This is a genomic window from Sporosarcina sp. P25, assembly GCF_002743235.1.
In the GTDB taxonomy this organism is placed as follows: Bacteria; Bacillota; Bacilli; order Bacillales_A; family Planococcaceae; genus Sporosarcina; species Sporosarcina ureae_B.
The window spans coordinates 38,495-55,836 of sequence record NZ_PDYV01000014.1; the positions used below are offsets into that span (position 1 = coordinate 38,495).

Sequence of the window (17,342 nt, forward strand, 5' to 3'; positions counted from 1 at the left end):
GTTGCCCCTACTTACAGGACAACGTAATGTATTTATTCAACAGAGATAATATATGGATAGAGCGGCTGTTTTCCTGCATACAATTCTATATCCACATGCTCGAATTGTTCTTCGATATAGCTACTAATCTTTTCTGCTTCTTCACGCGTTACATCTTCACCATAAATAATCGTGACGATCTCATCTTCTTCATCAATCATAGAAGAAATGAGGTTCTTTGTCACACCCTCTAATGAAGAATTGGAGCTAGTGATTTTCCCTTGTGCGATTCCCATGAAGTCATCTTTACGGATCGTTACACCATCAATCGATGTGTCACGAACGGCATAAGTGACTTGACCGGTTTTAATAGCAGATGCCGCTTGTAACATTGCTTTCGCATTCTTCTCTACTGTAGCTTCAGGGTTGAATGCCAAAATAGCCGCCAAGCCTTCCGGAACGGTTTTCGTCGCCACAACCGCCGCTTCAATTTCCAATACTTCAGCTGCTTGCTCAGCTGCCATGATGATGTTTTTATTATTCGGCAAGATCAATACTCGTTCTGCACCGATTTCCTGAATTGCTTTGACAATATCCTCCGTTGAAGGATTCATCGTCTGACCGCCCTCAATCACGGCAGATGCTCCGATACTTTTCAAAAGTTCTGCAATTCCTTCACCCATCGAAACCGTAACAATTGCGTATTTATGCTGGATAGGTTTTGCTATTGACGCTTCATCTCGTTCCATAATATCACTGTGTTGCTCACGCATATTATCGATCTTCATCTTCGTCAATGAACCATATTTTTTCCCATAAGATAAAGCATCTCCAGGTTCTTCAGTGTGAATATGTACTTTTACTACTTCATCATCTGAAATGACGAGCAGTGAGTCACCTAGTTCGCTTAAGTCTTGACGGAACGTTGCCTCATCAAATGGTTTGTCGAGCAACTTACCCGAATCCAATTTGACCATGAATTCCGTACAGTAGCCAAACTCGATGTCTTCTGAGTTCATGAAACCTTGTATACTGCGGTGATGCTCTGTCATCACTAAATCATCCATTGAGTGCATAACTACCTTCTCAGGTAAGTCCTCACCTTTTAGACATGCCAAAAATCCTTCATACACATATACGAGCCCTTGTCCACCACTATCTACTACTCCTACCTCTTTTAACACTGGCAGTAGATCAGGCGTCCGTTTCAGCGAAGCTTTAGCTTCTTGCACAATAATTTCTAGTAAGGCTGTTAAATCCGATGCATCTTCTACGTGCTCAACCGCCGCATTAGCTGCATCTTTGGCGACTGTCAAAATAGTTCCTTCTACAGGCTTCATAACAGCTTTGTAGGCTGTATCCACACCGTATTTAAGTGCTTCCGCAAATTGCTTTACGTTTACTTCCGATTCATTCTCAATTTGCTTGCTGAATCCTCTGAATAACTGGGATAAAATCACACCTGAATTTCCACGGGCACCCATAAGTAACCCTTTTGAAAATGCCTGTGCCGTCAAACCGATATGTTCTTGAGCATTTCTTTCTGTTTCCTTTGCACCGGATGTCATGGATAAATTCATATTCGTTCCCGTATCGCCATCTGGCACCGGGAATACATTTAAAGAATCCACATAATCCGCATTTTGATGAAGATGATGCGAACCCATTTCTACCATCTTCGCAAAATGCAATCCATTGATTGAAGTCATTGACTTAAAGGCCTCCTTTTACACGTTCGTTACACGAACTCCCTGAACAAAAATATTTATTGAACTTACTGATAAACCTAACGTGGTTTTCACTATATATTGCACTTTGGATTGTACTTGATAGGCCACTTCAGTAATTTTCGTGCCATAACTCATGATGACGTAGATATCGATATGGAATGCATCTCCCTCGTTACGTACAATCACGCCGCGAGAATAGTTTTCTTTGCGAAGAATTTCTGTAAGCCCATCGCGAATTTGGTGTTGGGAAGCCATCCCCACAATTCCATAACACTCGACCGCAGCCTCTCCGACTACTTGCGCAATTACATCATTTGTAATATCTATCGTACCATGCTCATTTTTCAGTTCGATTGACATTCCTCTTCTCCTCCCCATCTCTAGACACATCATACGTACATTATACGGGAAATCATCAGGAATGAAAGTATTGAAACCGTTAAAATATAGTGTAAAGGAAAAAACCTTGAAAGTATCAAAAAAAATTGTTGCATCGATACGATGCTTATGATAAAGTACTATGGTATGCGAATTGTAACGTGAATCGCTAAATAAATTCACGAGGAGGAACTAAAATGGCTAAACAATGTGTTATTACTGGACGTAAAGCACGTTCTGGAAACACTCGTTCTCACGCTTTGAACTCTAGCAAGCGCACTTGGGGCGCTAACCTTCAAAAAGTTAGAATCCTAATCGACGGCAAACCTAAACGCGTTTGGGTATCTGCAAGAGCTTTAAAATCAGGCAAAGTACAACGAGTATAATAATCTAAAGCTGAAGACGGCGTCTAGCCGCGACAGGCACTGGAAGGCTAGAAGAAAAAGGCGGTTTTTGCCTTTATCTTCTAGCCTGAAGTGTCCCGAGCGGTTGCCGTCTGAAGCTAGATGTAATCTAAAGATGAAAGCGCCTGGGTAGCCTCGACAGATGTTGGAGGAATTACCAGAAAGGCGCTTTTTTGCCTTTCTAAAAACAAAAAAACACAAAGCACCTTATTAGGCGCTTTGTGATTTTTCTTTTTTGCGTTTTTTTGTCTTGGCGGCTTTTGGATTGGCAGCAACGGTTGTTTTAGTACGGCTGTCCTTTTGGAAAGCTACTGCGCACTTTCTTACAATGTTACTGACAAACTTCGGAAGCGTGAATGTGTATACTCGCAAATCCCCCAACTCCTTTCAGGAATCTGAACTCCTTACCATTAAGCATATGCCCTCACGGAAGGAGATAGTACAAACATCCGCCACTGTTTCATTACTTGTAAAACGTGTTACACCAATTTCTAATCGTTCGTTCACCGTTTCATATTTGAATCCTGTCAACGTCAACCCTGTCACGACGGGGCCGAACGAAAAAAAGGAAGTATACGGATAGCGTGAATCTTTCTTTACACGTCTTACACCAGGAAGCATGACACGGATATCATTCGTAGTATTGTGTATTTTGAACTTCACTTTACGATTTTCTGCTTGCATACGATACAATAAATGCAAAGCAGACTGTAAGTGATCCAAGCGACCACCTGTCACGCCAGTCAAGACGATATAATCGGGTTCATATGCAAGCGCTCGCTGTACAGCCAGTTCTGTGTCTGTCTCATCTTTATCTTCATTCACATGATGGACAATTTCTACGTTCGAGTGAATCTGTTCAAACTGCTCTTTCGTCACAGAATCAAAGTCGCCAACTGCTTCATTGGGCTGAATACCTTTTTCCAATAAATACAACGCACCGCGATCTACACCGATGTACACAGTATCTTCTTGATCGTATTCAGCTAAGTTAACCACTTCATCTATAGGGCCCGCTGCACACACGATGGCATATTTCATTTCGCCATCACACTTTCACCGGCTGCTTTAATAGCTTGAAGTGCTTTTGCACGGTCTTCTTTACCGTAAATTGCCGAACCTGCAACAAAAATAGTCGCACCCGCTTCCACACAAGGCTTAATTGTTTCTTCGTTGATCCCCCCATCGATCTCGATTTCAATAGAAAGATTTCGTTCTTTGATCATATCAGAAAGTTGCTTCACTTTTGGTAGCACGGAATGAATAAACGACTGTCCGCCAAAACCTGGATTGACTGTCATAAACAATACCATGTCAATATCTTCAAGTACATGCATGATTTGCTCAACCGGTGTATGCGGATTCAATACAACACCTGGTTTCGCACCTGTCGATTTAATCAATTGCAATGTTCTATGCAAGTGAGGGCATGCTTCTACATGTACAGTAATATAATCCGCACCCGCTGTCGCAAAGGCCTCGATATAATCGTCCGGATTTTCAATCATCAAATGGACATCAAGCGGTAGCCCCGTCAACGGACGCAACGCTTCGACGACAATGGGGCCCATTGTGATATTCGGTACGAAATGTCCGTCCATTACATCGATGTGAATTAATTCAGCACCTGCTTTTTCGACTTCATTCACTTCTTCACCAAGCTTTGCAAAGTTTGCAGCTAAAATAGATGGCGCAATTTTTATCATAATTAATACCTCGGCTTTCTATCCGTAATTTCTTGCAAGAACAGCAAATAATTCTCGTAGCGACCTTCCAAAATTATGCCTTCTTCTACTTGGGCTTTCACTGCACAACCTGGTTCTTTCACATGAAGACATCCTCTAAATTTACAACCTTCACCAGCTTCTGAAATCTCCACAAAATAATCCCGCAGTTCTTCTTTTTCGATATGTTCGAAATCCAGAGAACTGAACCCAGGTGTATCAGCGACCAAGCCATCTGCCACTTCCAATAACTCTACATGACGTGTAGTATGTTTTCCTCGACCAAGCGCATCTGAGATCACACCGGTTTTTAGTTGCAGTTCAGGTAATATCGTATTCAATAACGTGGATTTTCCCACACCTGACTGACCTGCAAGTACGGTAGTTTTACCGCTAAAATATGGGCGAAGTGTTTCAAGCAAAGAATGCTTATTCTCTACATTACGTAGAACGGTATACCCGATATGTCGATAATATGCGAGATTTTTTTCGTTTTCTTCCAACGTCTTAGGGTTGGCGATATCTTCTTTAGAAATATACAAAATTGGTTCTAATTGATGTGATTCAATGACTGTTAAGAAACGGTCTAGTAAACGAAGACTCATATTTGGTTCCACTACCGAAAAAACCAGTAATACTTGATCTACATTGGCAATGGGCGGTCTAACTAACTCGCTTTTCCTTTGATGAACATCTGTAATCGTCGCATCATTGGCTCCGTCAGGTACATACGTAACGAAGTCTCCTACCAAAGGATTAATTTTCTTTAATCGAAAAACCCCACGGCTTTTACATTGAATTAAATTCCCTTTATGTTCTACGTAATAAAACCCACTGATCGCTTTTCGGATTTGGCCTTCAGCCATCGAACTCCTCCTCTATTCTAAATCTGCATAGTTGAACTTATCTTCCTCAATCACTGTTTGATCGCGCATGATTTTATAACCTCCACGCTCTCCTTCTAGAAGTTCGATCGTAATCTTACGTGTCGTATCTTCAGTAATCTCAAATTCCTCCATAGGATCATTCATCGTGTGTGTGCGATCCTGTATATAAATCTGGACTTTCTGAGGAATGATTTCCGATTGAGGTTTCGGGTCTGTTTCTGAATCTATTTCATCTTCATCATTTTCAACTGTCGGTTCTTCGGGATAGTCATATGGAATCGTCACAGTCTTTACCAACAATTTAACCGGCTTGGACGGAGGCCCTTTCGAAACCACGACATCCACTCGTTGCCCTTTTTCCATTTTTTCACCTTTAGAAGGCTTTTGTGAAATAACATATCCTTTATCCACTTTATCCGAATGTTCTTCACTGACGATGTGGATCTTCAGTCCAGATGTATTCGCATAGTCTTCTAGTTGTTTAGCGGACATACCTGACAAATCATCAAGAGATTGCAACTCCCTGCCTTTACTTACAGTGAAGATCAACTTAGTTTCTTCCGGAATAACAGACTGTTCTGCTTCAGGTTGCTGGCTGAGAATTGTTCCTTTCGGCTCGTCGGAAAAGACTTCGACTGATTCAATAGGTAAAAATCCGTAACCATCTAAAAAGCGTTTTGTCGCTTCAAAGTTACGACCCGTATAATCACTAAGCACCATAGGATCTTTACCAGCGCTAATAAATAATTTCACGCCGTCTCCCTCTTTACGTTTCTTTCCGGCTTGAGGCACTGTTTTAATGACTTGTCCCGCTGTGTATTCATCGGATGTCTCTTCAAAACGCTCATCTATGACAAAGCCTTCTTTTTCAAGTATCTCTGCAGCAACAAGCTCTTCTTCCCCTACTACTTCAGGTACAATGATTTCTTTCGGTTTCATCATCATCACCAATAGCAGTGTCAGTAATGCTAGTAGCAACAGACTACCCGCTAAAACATATGGCCATTTCTTTTTTTTCTTTTTTACAGGTGCTAGCGGTTCAGGTTTTACGGGATCTACTTTCATTGTGTCTTCAATAACGGTGGATTTTGAAGCATCTTTAATGGCAGGAATAGCCATTGTCTTGTCATCATCAAACGGCAAGGCGAATTTACTTTCATTCAATCGGTCTTGAGATAGGACCGTTAGTAAATCATCATACATATCATCTGCAGACGCATAGCGATAGGATGAATCCTTAGCTGTCGCCTTTAGGATAACATTTTCTACACTTTGAGGTATTTCAGGAAATTGATCCCGGACGGATGGGGTCTCTTCTTGTAAGTGTTTTAACGCAATCGCCACAGCTGTCTCCGCGGAAAACGGTAACTGTCCAGTAAGTAATTCATAAAATACGATTCCGAGTGAATATATATCTGAGCGTTTCGTAGCCATGCCGCCTCTAGCTTGTTCAGGAGACAGATAGTGAACAGTTCCAATAACAGAGTTCGTCTTCGTATGTGCTGTAGAATTCAACGCCATGGCAATTCCAAAGTCTGTTATCTTCACATCATCCTCACCGTTCATCAATACATTTTGAGGTTTAATGTCACGATGAACAATACCGTTATGATGAGCGTGTGATATAGCAGATACAAGTTGCTTCATAATAGACACAGCCTGTTCTGCCGACAATGCGCCATGAGTATGGATATAGTCTTTCAGTGTTTTGCCGGCTATGTATTCCATCACCAAGTAATGGAGTTCATCTTCTTGGCCAACATCAAAAATATTTACAATATGAGGGTGTGTCAGGCTCGTAGCGGAAAGTGCTTCCCGCTGGAATCGTTTTTTTAACTCTTCTTCATTGGCAAAATCATAATGCAATACTTTGATCGCCACATCGCGGTCGAGGATTATATCGTGTGCCAAGTAAACTCTGGACATACCTCCGTCACCGATCACCCGAATAATTTCGTATCGTTTACCGATTCGCTTTCCAATCATACGGGATTCACCTCAATTTCAGGAATAGCCAGTAGTATGACAGTAATATTATCTTCCCCACCACGCTGGTTCGCTAAGTCTATGAACTCATCCGCTTTTTCTGCTAATGAATTTTCATTTAACATAATATCAAGCATAGTTTCTTTTTCGATTTTATTGCTTAAACCATCTGTACAAAGTAATAAAAACGAATGTGACAGTAATGAAAATGTGTAACGGTCAGGTACGATGGATTTCTCCGAACCTACCGCTTTCATAATCCAATTACGTTGCGGATGCACTTCGGCTTCTTGTTCCGTAATTTCTCCGCTATCAATCAGTACATTAACAAAAGAATGGTCTTTTGTAATTTGCCGAATTGCTTTGCCTGTCACTTGATAAATCCGGCTGTCTCCCACATGAAAAACTACACAGTGATCATCCAAGATCAATGCGAGGTCTAGCGTTGTTCCCATGCCTTTATACGTGTCATCTTCCTGCGCAGTAGTATACAAAAACTGGTTAATATCCACTATCGCATCATACAACAAGTCAATCCAATCCTGCTCCGTTACGACTTCTTTGTCGGCAGACATGAATAGCTCGCCTATCATACGCACCGCCGTAGCACTAGCATAATCTCCGCCCTTATGACCGCCCATTCCATCTGCTATGACTGCGAGTATCGTCTGCTTTTCAGAATGAACGAATACGGCTGCTTCGTCTTCATTCACAGTTCGTTTCTGTCCTGTATCTGAGCGTATTTCATATTCCATAGACTACCCTCCATTCCAATGGGTCTGGTTAGTTGATTCTTTGTAACGTCGCTACAAAGAAACCGTCACTTTGATGGTCGTGCGGTAATATTTGCAAATAGCGGTACTCATGGTCGCCTTCAAGAATATGGAGTGGAACGAGTGCGAAGTCTGGCTGCTTTTTCAAGAACCATTCCACTATCTCTTCGTTTTCGGATTTATCAATCGTGCATGTACTGTAAACTAAGAGACCGTCTTTTTTCACCAACTGACAGGCAACTTCGAGTAGTTCTTTTTGAATGACTGTTAGATTTTCAATATCTTGTATCGTTTTCTTATATTTAATTTCAGGTTTTCTACGAATAACCCCTAACCCACTACACGGGGCATCTACTAGTACTCGGTCAAAAGATTGAGGTTCATATGTTTTTAATAACTCTCTACTATCTCCGCTATTTGTATGAATGGAAGTCAAACCGAGACGCTCTGCATTTTGGTCAATTAAACGTAATTTATGGGGGTGCAGATCATGTGCTTGAATTTCTCCTTCATCTTTCATACGTTCTGCAATATGTGTAGTTTTACCACCAGGAGCGGCACACATATCCAATACTCGCATACCTGGTTCCACTTGTAATGCGATAGCTGGAAGCATTGAACTCTCGTCTTGAATTGTCAGCAAGCCTTGTTTAAACACTTCTGTAGAAGCGAGGTTACCTGACTCTACTTGGATACTGCTATCAGAAAGAGTACCCGCTATTGCAGTAATTCCTTCTTTTTTTAGTAAGCCGATTACTTCGCCTATATTAGTTTTTGTTTTATTGATACGCGCAGTTGTGATCGGCGGCTGATTATTGACAACTGCCGCAGCGGTTGCTTGCTCCATGCCGTATTGCTCAATCCATCTTCGAATCAACCATTCAGGGTGACTTGTCTCAATAGACAAACGAGCGACAGGGTCTTCAATTTCATCTAAAGAAGGTACGCCTTCACGCAAAATTGAGCGCAGTATTCCATTGACCATCGATGAAACACCTTTATGTCCACGCTTATTGGCAATTTTTACTGCTTCATTGACAACGGCATGCTCAGGAATTTTAGATAGGTAAATGATTTGGTAAACGGATAGACGAAGTAGCTGTCGTACCCACGGTTGTAGTTTCCCTCTAACAAATGGTGCTAAATAATAATCCAGTGTCATTTGTTGTTGTAATGTACCGTAAGTTAATTCCGTCAATAATGCTCGGTCTTTTGGTTGAAGGTCATAGATTTCAATCGTTTTATGAAGCAATAAATTACTATACGCTTGCTCTTCTTCAATTTGCATCAACATGGATAATGCCGCATCACGTACATTGCCACGCCAAATTTTCTTTTTATAATTTGTCATTCAAACTTGTCTCCCACTTGCCATTTTGATCCGATTCCATTTAAGAATACGGTAGCTGTCATTCGTTTTTTTCCGGCTGGTTGTAAATCTGTAATTGCCAGTGCACCTTCACCTGTCTGTACAATAATACGGTCCTTTTCTAGACCGATGATGTCTCCAGGTGACGCACTGGATGGTTGTTCTTCCATCTGAGTCCACCAAATTTTCACTTGATCACCAGCAAACTTTGTATAGGCAACTGGCCAAGGGTGTAACCCTCGTACTTGGTTATAGATCGACCTAGCTGAACTCGTCCAGTCAATTCGTTCCTGTTCTCTTGATATGTTTCTTGCAAACGTCACTTGTGTCTCATCCTGAACTGTTCGCTCATTCGTGCCATCAATGATAGAGGGTAATGTTTCTTTTAGTAATGTAGTTCCTGCTACAGATAGTTTTGTAAACATCGTCCCCGTATCGTCTGTTTCTTCAATTGGAGTGGTGACTTGTGAAATGATATCACCCGCATCCAGTTTCTCCGCCATATACATGATCGTGACACCCGTTTTTTTCTTACCATCCATAACCGCCTGATGAATCGGTGCGCCGCCACGGTAGTTAGGTAATAAAGAAGCATGGACATTTATACAACCGAGTTTCGGTGCCTCGAGTAGTTCATTCGGAAGCAATTGACCAAATGCAGCTGTTACTATTAACTCCGGTTTTAGTTCGAGGATTTCTTCCAACTCTGCAGAGCCTTTAAGCTTCTCAGGCTGAATGACAGGTAGACCTAAACGCATTGCTTCTTCCTTTACGGGAGGTGGTGTCAAAACACGCTTACGGCCAACGGGACGATCCGGTTGTGTTACGACAGCTAGGATTTCATATCCCTCATTATATAGCATCGTCAAAACACCTACAGAAAATTCAGGTGTTCCCATGAAAATGAGTTTTGTCATTCGTCATCCTCCTCTTCGTCTTCGAATTCAGATGGATCAACGACACGTTGAATCTTCTTATCGAATAGAACACCGTTCAAATGATCGATCTCGTGTAAGATGGCACGTGCTTCATAGCCTTCTGCTTCTAATTCATATAGCTTACCATTACGTTCTTGTGCTTCAATCCTTACATGGAAAGGACGCTCTACTTCTCCAAACAATCCAGGGAAACTTAAACATCCTTCAACTTCTACTTCAGATCCTCCAGTTGCCGTGACGACAGGATTGATCATTTCAATGATATCTTGTCCTTCATCGAAGTCTACAATCGCCACACGAATCGATTTACCGATTTGTGGTGCGGCTATGCCCACGCCGTCATGTTCTATCATCGTTTCATGCATATTATCAAGTAAGACACCCAATTCATCGTCAAATACAGTTACTTCCTTACATGGAGTCGTAAGAATAGATGATGGGTGCTTGATGATTTTCAATATAGTCAAAATAATTTCCTCATTTCTTCGAAGAAAGGTTAAAAGATCGATGTTGGTTCACGGTTAATCGACATGACCAAGCCGTCTTTTGCCCAACTCGTTTTGTAGTGTTTTAAAAGTTGTTGCAGAACCGGTATAAGTGCGGGTTCATGTTTGTATTTTATCAAACTTTGGTATCGATATCTATTGTTGAGGCGACTGATGGCAGCTGCTGTTGGTCCTATGATAACTGTACCTTGTGATAGTCGCTCCGCCATAAATTCAGTGCCTTTATGTGCATAGTCAGCTGCTTTTAATACATCTTCGTGACTAAACTGTACAACCGTCACGTAATAGTATGGTGGATAACCAAGTTGTCTTCTTCTACCCATTTCCATTTCATAAAAAGGGACATAATCCTGTGTTTTGGATAATTCAATCGCGTAGTGCTCCGGATCATATGTCTGGATGACCACTTCACCAGGCAATTGATCTCGCCCCGCTCTACCACTCACTTGTGTCAATAATTGAAATGTTTTCTCGGCGGCGCGGAAGTCGGCCAAATGAAGAGATGTATCGGCTGCCAATACCCCCACTAAAGTTATACGCGGAAAATCCAGCCCTTTGGCTATCATTTGTGTTCCAAGTAAAATGTCTGCTTTTCCTTCGCCAAAATCGTATAGCAAACGTTCATGAGCGCCTTTTGTATTCGTCGTATCGATATCCATCCGGATTACGCGGGCTTCAGGTACTAATTTATATAGTTCTTCTTGTGCTTTTTGTGTTCCAGTTCCGAAGAACCGAATATGCTCGCTTGTACATTCCGGACATTCGGAAGGTACTCGTTCTTCATGACCACAATAATGGCATTTCAAACTCTCGCTTGCTCGATGATATGTCAATGAAATATCGCAATTTGGACATTCGACAACTGTTCCGCAATCACGACAAAGAACGAAACTTGAAAATCCACGTTTATTAAGCAGCAGGACAATTTGTTCTTTTCGTGTCAATCGTTCGCGAATCCCTTCAGCCAGCGCTACAGAAAACATCGAACGGTTTCCTACTTTAAGTTCTTCTCGCATATCCACCACTTCCACACTTGGCAAAGCTTGATTCTTTGCCCGTTTGGATAGTGTTAATAATGAATACACTCCTTTAGAAGCCCGAGCATAAGACTCAAGTGACGGTGTCGCACTCCCTAAAATAACAGGACATTGATAGTATTCGGCACGCCAGATTGCAACATCCCGTGCATGGTACCTTGGTGATTCTTCTTGTTTATAGGTAGATTCATGTTCTTCATCGAGAATCAGTAATCCTAAATTTGTGAAGGGAGCAAATACGGCTGAACGTGCACCAATTGCAACTTTCACTTCACCCCGATGGATCCGGCGCCATTCATCATATTTTTCGCCTGCGGATAAACCGCTATGCAAAACTGCAACTAATTCTCCAAACCGTCCTTTAAATCTGGCCGTCATTTGAGGTGTCAATGCGATCTCAGGTACTAGCACTATCGCTTCTTTTCCTTGTTTCAACACATGATCGATAGCCTGTAAATAAACTTCCGTCTTCCCACTCCCTGTAATACCATGAAGTAAAAAGGTTTCCTGGATGTTGTTGTCACTCGACTGTTCAATAGCGGAAAGAGCGATTTGCTGTTCGTCTGTTAGATGCTCCGGTTTACCGCTATCTTGCATTTGGGGTGTTGCTAATTCACGGTACACTTCCACTTGCGATTGTTCGACTATCGCTTTATCTACAAGTGACTTCAAAACAGAAGCGGTAACGCCAGATTCATTGAGGATCTGACTCGCTTCTATTGATTCTGTCGGATGCAACAATAGCCAACGGAGTAGTTCTTGTTGTTTTTTTGCATTTGGATGTACTTCTTCCAAAGCCATTTCAAGTTGTTTCGCATCCGGCACGTGAATCATTCGAACTTTTTTCATTTTAGTTTTCTGCTGGATCGCCGTATCAATTTCGACAATCCCTAGCTCATTATATTTCTTTACTTCATTTAATAAATTCGCATCTTGAAGTGCTTTTAATGTGACGTGCGGGCGGTTCCCCAAAAATGCGCGGAATGAGTCATCAAGCTCTTCCGGTTTGATCACTGTCATGATCTTTTCATATTTGGCGCGCATAGCTGCAGGCAACATGACTTGCAGTGCATCGATTTCATAGGCAATCGTTTCCGTTGCCATCCACTTCGACAAGGCTAATAATTCTGCAGACAGCACCGGCTCTAAATCTATAATTTCTGCGAGCGGTTTAATTTTATTATGATCTAATTCGCTCTCTTCTTTGATACCTGTCACATAGCCCGCTACTTTTCGTGGACCAAAAGGAACCTTTACCCGTAATCCTGGCTCCATTACATGTTCCCAATCGATAGGAACTGCATAATCAAATGGCCGGTCAATTGGATAGGCTGCTACATCTACAATGACTTCAGCGATCATGCAACTTACTACTTTCATGCTGAAGTATGGTTTCAAATAATCGCTTTGCTAGTTGCACTTTTGGCATTGCAGAAAAAGGAATAGTTTCTCCTTCTCTAGATAGCAATGTCACGACATTTGTTTCACTACCAAAACCGCCACCAGGATCCGTGACATCATTGACGATAATATAATCTAGATTTTTAGATTCTAATTTCTTTTGTCCGTAGGCAATCGCATCCGTCGTTTCAGCTGCAAAGCCAATCAGTAATTGATTTTCTTTGCGCTTTCCAAGTGTTTTTAAGATATCGGTCGTCCGTTCCAATTCAAGTACATCATCGCCATCTTTTTTCTTCATTTTTTGGTCATGTATGTTTTTCGGCCGATAGTCTGCAACAGCTGCCGATTTTACTACAATGGATGCATCATCATACTGACTGATTACAGCATCGAACATTTCAGCGGCACTTTCTACATTTATCACATGGACTCCAGATGGAACGGATAGCTCAACTGGTCCTGAAATTAGTACGGTATGAGCACCCAGCTGCTGTGCTGCTTCTGCCATTGCGTAACCCATTTTGCCACTTGAAAAATTAGATACATAGCGGACAGGATCTATACGTTCACGAGTCGGTCCAGCTGTAATGACAACTTTCTTACCACGTAAAGGTTGATAGGATACTTCATTAAAATACTCGGTAATTAACTCGGTAATTTTTTCAGGTTCTTCCAAACGCCCCTTACCTACATAACCGCAAGCTAAAAACCCCTCTGACGGTTCGATAAATTGATAGCCATCCATATGTAATTGTTCAATATTACGCATAACAGCAGGATGGGCATACATATGTACATTCATTGCAGGTGCAATCCAAACGTCTGCTTGAGTTGCAAGTAAAATAGTCGTCACCATATTATCTGCAATTCCATGGGCAAGCTTACCGATCACATTAGCCGTAGCAGGCGCAACGACCACTAAATCTGCCCAGTCCGCTAAATCGATATGCGCAATAACGCGAGAATCTTTTTCATCAAATGTATCAAAATATACATCATTGCGTGACATGACTTGAAAGGATAATGGCTGTACAAATTCTTTCGCGGAATCCGTCATCACGACTTTTACATTCGCGCCTGCCTGACTTAATTTGCTGACGAGTGCAACAGCTTTATAAACCGCAATACCACCTGTTACGCAGAGTAAAATGTTTTTATTATCTATCTTCATGGAACTCTCGTCCTTTCTAAAAATAATAAACTCCCTGAGAACGGTTGAATTCCAAGGGAGTTGTTTTTTATATCAAATCAAACTTCGTCTTCATAAATAATGGATTCGTCTGCCGCTACGTTGATCAAGACGCCCGCTGCTACTTCCTCGAGAGCCCTACCAACACTTTTTACTGACCGGTATGAATGAAGCGTTTCGTCATGTTTTTCTTGTAGTTCACGCGCACGCTTAGCTGCCAGTGTAACCAGTGTGTATTTAGAATCAACTTTTCCTTTTAGTGAATCAACTGATGGATATAACATAGTTTATTCTCCCTCCAACATTTGTAAGTATCTCTTTTCCACACGTTCTCTTCTGCAATGCTCTGCCGTAACAATCGCATTGATCCGATCACATGCTTTGGAGACCTCGTCGTTCTCTACTACATAGTCGTACAGATGCATCATTTCAAGTTCTTCTCTCGCTTTTAATACACGGTCTGCAATGATGTCAGATGCTTCCGTACCTCTCCCGATCAAACGAGTTTCCAGGTCACTTAAACTTGGAGGCGCTAAGAAAATAAACAGGCCGTTTGGTACTTTCTCACGCACTTGAGCCGCACCGACTACTTCAATTTCCAGGAATACATCACGACCCGCGTCGAGTGTTGCGTTGACGTAGTCGAGTGGTGTTCCGTAGTAGTTCCCTACATATTCTGCATATTCGAGAAGTTTTCCTTCTCCGATCATTTCTTCAAATACTTCTTTTGAACGGAAGAAGTAGTCAACGCCGTCAACTTCACCTTCACGCGGGTTTCTTGTCGTCATGGATATGGAGTATTCGTAGTTGGTGTCCGGACTTGAAAATAGTTCTTTTCGTACAGTTCCTTTTCCGACGCCGGATGGACCAGAAAGGACGATTAGGAGTCCTCGATGTTTGTACATATAATCCCTCTTTGTTATGTATTCATTAGCACGTCATACTTGTTACGCACCGTTGATTTACGCTTCAGGCGGACGCTTTCCAGGGAAGCCGCTTCCCTCACTTCGTTCAGTCCAGGGTCTCAAGACGCATGCTGTTCCCTTAGGAGTCGCCACCTTACGCTTCAATCAACTAGTAACGCTTCCTAACATTTAACTTTAACAAGAAAGTCCAGAAGATACTAGAATTTTATAGTTAAACTGAAAAGGTCCATGTGTGCAATCTGTTCATATTATACCATAATCATACGATGAGTGCTAAAATGGAACAAAACGAAATGAAAGAGGAATCCGTATGGCATTTGATGGTTTATTTACAAAAGCAATAGTAAGCGAACTGCAGCAACTGAAGACTGGTCGGATTTCGAAGATTCATCAGCCGAATTCACAGGAAATCATTTTTCAAATCCGCGCCACTAATAGAAATCATAAATTATTAGTATCACTACATCCTTCATTTTCACGATTACAGTTGACTGATGAAGTGTTAACGAATCCTTCTGAGCCACCGTTGTTTTGTATGGTATTACGCAAACAACTTGAGGGCGGGATGATTACATCGATTGAACAGCATGAGAATGACCGGATTGTAAATATTCACGTTCAGGCTCGAAACGAGCTGGGTGACCAGATTGAACGGAAATTAGTCATTGAGATCATGGGACGACATAGTAATTTGATTTTACTCGACGCTTCACGCGATATGATTATTGACAGCATGAAACATTTACCGCCTTCTGTTAACAGTTACCGTACTGTTTTACCTGGACAACCTTATATTCCAGCACCTCCACAAAATAAATTAGATCCGTTTGAAGTAACCGAGGCAGAATTCACTACACAGGTAGGTGCACTGCAGGAACCGAAAGATGTAGTAAAACATTTCGCAGGCTTTTCACCATTAACAGCCGCGGAATTATTATATCGTTTAGACGATAATAACCAATCATTTACTGTGTGGCGATCGTTTCTTGAGAGCTTCAGCTCGGGTGCCATGAAACCAACTGTCATAGAAAATGATAGAAAAACTTTGTTTTCCGCAATTGAATTAACTCATGCGGAAGGCATAACACAATCGTTTCCTACTTTAGGGGATTTGCTCGACAAAGTCTATTTTGCCAGAGCAGAACGGGAACGTGTAAAATCTCAGGCTATTGATCTAGAACGTTGGTTGTCTAATGAGATTGCCAAATTGGAAAACAAAACAAAGAAACTACAAAAAGAACAAGAAACAGCGCAAGACTTGGATACATTGAAATTATATGGTGAATTATTGACCGCCAACAGCTACATGTTGCATAAAGGCGATAAAGAAGTGACTGTAGAAAACTATTACGAACAAGGCACAACCGTCACAATTCCACTCGACCCAAGAAAGTCACCAATTGATAACGCACAACGCTATTTCTCACGTTACGCAAAAGCAAAAACTGCACTTATTCGGATTGCAGAACAGCTTGAAAAAACGAAAGACGATATCGAATACTTCGAAATGGTCAGACAGCAAGTATACCAAGCTTCTCCAATCGACATAGAAGAAATACGTCAAGAATTAGTAGAACTTGGATTCATGCGTGCTCGTAGAAGTAAAAAGAAAGTAAAACTGAAAAAGCCACAACCGGAAGCCTTCGTATCTTCCACAGGTATCCCGATCTCAGTTGGGAAAAATAACAAACAGAATGACTACCTGACATTCAAACTGGCGGCTCGGGATCACGTATGGCTACACACAAAAGATATACCAGGCTCACACGTCGTCATTCACGACATCGACCCAGACGCCCAAACAATCGAAGAAGCAGCCGGGCTATCCGCATACTTCAGCAAAGCACGTGAATCTTCTTCCGTGCCAGTCGATTACACACAAATCCGCCACGTCAAAAAGCCTTCAGGCGCAAAACCAGGCTTCGTTATCTACTTTGAACAGAAAACCGTGTTCGTTACACCTGACGAGGATTTAGTACGTAAATTACGGAAATAATGCACTGTATAGCTATATGTTTTGAACATCTTAAGACAGAAGTGAATTCCTATTATTATAGGTTTCTGTTCTGTCTTTTTTTCTTTAAAAATGCATCATCGTTCCACATTAAAAAACGA

17 protein-coding genes are annotated in these 17,342 nt (G+C 41.6%); 2 read left to right on the top strand and 15 right to left on the bottom strand.

The genetic code is table 11. From position 1 onward, the window contains the following. Nucleotides 1–32: 32 nt before the first annotated feature. Nucleotides 33–1,688, bottom strand: a complete 1,656-nt coding sequence (locus tag CSV70_RS12155; RefSeq protein WP_099626353.1) for a DAK2 domain-containing protein — start codon at nucleotides 1,686–1,688, stop codon at nucleotides 33–35. 18 nt (nucleotides 1,689–1,706) lie between these two features. Beyond that, nucleotides 1,707–2,069 carry an Asp23/Gls24 family envelope stress response protein gene (locus tag CSV70_RS12160; RefSeq protein WP_029052333.1) on the bottom strand — a complete coding sequence of 121 codons (363 nt, stop codon included), beginning with the start codon at nucleotides 2,067–2,069 and terminating at the stop codon, nucleotides 1,707–1,709. A gap of 215 nt (nucleotides 2,070–2,284) precedes the next feature. On the opposite strand from CSV70_RS12160, the gene rpmB reads away from it, so the two are divergent. After that, nucleotides 2,285–2,473 (top strand): 50S ribosomal protein L28, encoded by a 189-nt coding sequence (rpmB, locus tag CSV70_RS12165; RefSeq protein ID WP_029052334.1) that lies wholly within the window; start codon nucleotides 2,285–2,287, stop codon nucleotides 2,471–2,473. A 228-nt stretch (nucleotides 2,474–2,701) separates the two neighbouring features. Here the strand turns inward: rpmB and spoVM are convergent, their stop codons facing one another. The 13 genes from spoVM to gmk all read right to left on the bottom strand — a co-directional run bounded on the left by spoVM (nucleotide 2,702) and on the right by gmk (nucleotide 15,206). After that, nucleotides 2,702–2,872: a stage V sporulation protein SpoVM gene (gene spoVM, locus CSV70_RS16935; protein ID WP_369822360.1), complete on the bottom strand. Its 171-nt coding sequence runs from the start codon at nucleotides 2,870–2,872 to the stop codon at nucleotides 2,702–2,704. A gap of 6 nt (nucleotides 2,873–2,878) precedes the next feature. Continuing rightward, nucleotides 2,879–3,532, bottom strand: a complete 654-nt coding sequence (locus CSV70_RS12175; RefSeq protein WP_085133203.1) for a thiamine diphosphokinase — start codon at nucleotides 3,530–3,532, stop codon at nucleotides 2,879–2,881. Next, nucleotides 3,529–4,197: a ribulose-phosphate 3-epimerase gene (gene rpe / locus CSV70_RS12180; RefSeq protein WP_085133202.1), complete on the bottom strand. Its 669-nt coding sequence runs from the start codon at nucleotides 4,195–4,197 to the stop codon at nucleotides 3,529–3,531. Before rpe ends, CSV70_RS12175 begins: the two co-directional genes overlap by 4 nt. A 2-nt stretch (nucleotides 4,198–4,199) precedes the next feature. After that, complete coding sequence (gene rsgA / locus CSV70_RS12185) at nucleotides 4,200–5,081, bottom strand: ribosome small subunit-dependent GTPase A (RefSeq protein WP_085133201.1); 882 nt, start codon at nucleotides 5,079–5,081, stop codon at nucleotides 4,200–4,202. Between the two features lie 12 nt (nucleotides 5,082–5,093). Next, the gene (pknB, locus tag CSV70_RS12190) at nucleotides 5,094–7,088 is read right to left on the bottom strand and encodes a Stk1 family PASTA domain-containing Ser/Thr kinase (protein WP_099628694.1); all 1,995 of its coding nucleotides are present in this window, start codon (nucleotides 7,086–7,088) and stop codon (nucleotides 5,094–5,096) included. Then, nucleotides 7,085–7,843, bottom strand: a complete 759-nt coding sequence (locus CSV70_RS12195) for a Stp1/IreP family PP2C-type Ser/Thr phosphatase (RefSeq protein ID WP_099626348.1) — start codon at nucleotides 7,841–7,843, stop codon at nucleotides 7,085–7,087. The genes pknB and CSV70_RS12195 overlap by 4 nt, the downstream gene beginning before the upstream one ends. 28 nt (nucleotides 7,844–7,871) lie before the next feature. Continuing rightward, on the bottom strand, nucleotides 7,872–9,212 hold the full coding sequence (gene rsmB / locus CSV70_RS12200; RefSeq protein ID WP_085133198.1) for a 16S rRNA (cytosine(967)-C(5))-methyltransferase RsmB: 1,341 nt from the start codon (nucleotides 9,210–9,212) through the stop codon (nucleotides 7,872–7,874). Continuing rightward, nucleotides 9,209–10,147 carry a methionyl-tRNA formyltransferase gene (fmt, locus tag CSV70_RS12205; RefSeq protein WP_099628693.1) on the bottom strand — a complete coding sequence of 313 codons (939 nt, stop codon included), beginning with the start codon at nucleotides 10,145–10,147 and terminating at the stop codon, nucleotides 9,209–9,211. The genes rsmB and fmt overlap by 4 nt, the downstream gene beginning before the upstream one ends. Next, the gene (gene def, locus CSV70_RS12210; RefSeq protein WP_085133196.1) at nucleotides 10,144–10,635 is read right to left on the bottom strand and encodes a peptide deformylase; all 492 of its coding nucleotides are present in this window, start codon (nucleotides 10,633–10,635) and stop codon (nucleotides 10,144–10,146) included. The genes fmt and def overlap by 4 nt, the downstream gene beginning before the upstream one ends. A 29-nt stretch (nucleotides 10,636–10,664) precedes the next feature. Next, nucleotides 10,665–13,073 carry a primosomal protein N' gene (gene priA / locus CSV70_RS12215; protein ID WP_099628692.1) on the bottom strand — a complete coding sequence of 803 codons (2,409 nt, stop codon included), beginning with the start codon at nucleotides 13,071–13,073 and terminating at the stop codon, nucleotides 10,665–10,667. Further along, nucleotides 13,063–14,283 carry a bifunctional phosphopantothenoylcysteine decarboxylase/phosphopantothenate--cysteine ligase CoaBC gene (coaBC, locus tag CSV70_RS12220; protein WP_099628691.1) on the bottom strand — a complete coding sequence of 407 codons (1,221 nt, stop codon included), beginning with the start codon at nucleotides 14,281–14,283 and terminating at the stop codon, nucleotides 13,063–13,065. Before coaBC ends, priA begins: the two co-directional genes overlap by 11 nt. A 77-nt stretch (nucleotides 14,284–14,360) precedes the next feature. Then, nucleotides 14,361–14,585, bottom strand: a complete 225-nt coding sequence (rpoZ, locus tag CSV70_RS12225; protein ID WP_085133193.1) for a DNA-directed RNA polymerase subunit omega — start codon at nucleotides 14,583–14,585, stop codon at nucleotides 14,361–14,363. A gap of 3 nt (nucleotides 14,586–14,588) precedes the next feature. Beyond that, nucleotides 14,589–15,206: a guanylate kinase gene (gene gmk / locus CSV70_RS12230; RefSeq protein ID WP_085133192.1), complete on the bottom strand. Its 618-nt coding sequence runs from the start codon at nucleotides 15,204–15,206 to the stop codon at nucleotides 14,589–14,591. 331 nt (nucleotides 15,207–15,537) lie between these two features. On the opposite strand from gmk, the gene CSV70_RS12235 reads away from it, so the two are divergent. Beyond that, nucleotides 15,538–17,223: an Rqc2 family fibronectin-binding protein gene (locus CSV70_RS12235; protein ID WP_099628690.1), complete on the top strand. Its 1,686-nt coding sequence runs from the start codon at nucleotides 15,538–15,540 to the stop codon at nucleotides 17,221–17,223. The last annotated feature ends 119 nt before the right edge of the window (nucleotides 17,224–17,342 follow it).

Coding starts and splice junctions, on each gene's coding strand:
- CSV70_RS12155 (WP_099626353.1), bottom strand. CDS start 1,688: ATGACTTCAATCAATGGATTGCATTTTGCGAAGATGGTAGAAATGGGT.
- CSV70_RS12160 (WP_029052333.1), bottom strand. CDS start 2,069: ATGTCAATCGAACTGAAAAATGAGCATGGTACGATAGATATTACAAAT.
- rpmB (WP_029052334.1), top strand. CDS start 2,285: ATGGCTAAACAATGTGTTATTACTGGACGTAAAGCACGTTCTGGAAAC.
- CSV70_RS12175 (WP_085133203.1), bottom strand. CDS start 3,532: ATGAAATATGCCATCGTGTGTGCAGCGGGCCCTATAGATGAAGTGGTT.
- rpe (WP_085133202.1), bottom strand. CDS start 4,197: ATGATAAAAATTGCGCCATCTATTTTAGCTGCAAACTTTGCAAAGCTT.
- rsgA (WP_085133201.1), bottom strand. CDS start 5,081: ATGGCTGAAGGCCAAATCCGAAAAGCGATCAGTGGGTTTTATTACGTA.
- pknB (WP_099628694.1), bottom strand. CDS start 7,088: ATGATTGGAAAGCGAATCGGTAAACGATACGAAATTATTCGGGTGATC.
- CSV70_RS12195 (WP_099626348.1), bottom strand. CDS start 7,843: ATGGAATATGAAATACGCTCAGATACAGGACAGAAACGAACTGTGAAT.
- rsmB (WP_085133198.1), bottom strand. CDS start 9,212: ATGACAAATTATAAAAAGAAAATTTGGCGTGGCAATGTACGTGATGCG.
- fmt (WP_099628693.1), bottom strand. CDS start 10,147: ATGACAAAACTCATTTTCATGGGAACACCTGAATTTTCTGTAGGTGTT.
- priA (WP_099628692.1), bottom strand. CDS start 13,073: ATGATCGCTGAAGTCATTGTAGATGTAGCAGCCTATCCAATTGACCGG.
- coaBC (WP_099628691.1), bottom strand. CDS start 14,283: ATGAAGATAGATAATAAAAACATTTTACTCTGCGTAACAGGTGGTATT.
- rpoZ (WP_085133193.1), bottom strand. CDS start 14,585: ATGTTATATCCATCAGTTGATTCACTAAAAGGAAAAGTTGATTCTAAA.
- gmk (WP_085133192.1), bottom strand. CDS start 15,206: ATGTACAAACATCGAGGACTCCTAATCGTCCTTTCTGGTCCATCCGGC.
- CSV70_RS12235 (WP_099628690.1), top strand. CDS start 15,538: ATGGCATTTGATGGTTTATTTACAAAAGCAATAGTAAGCGAACTGCAG.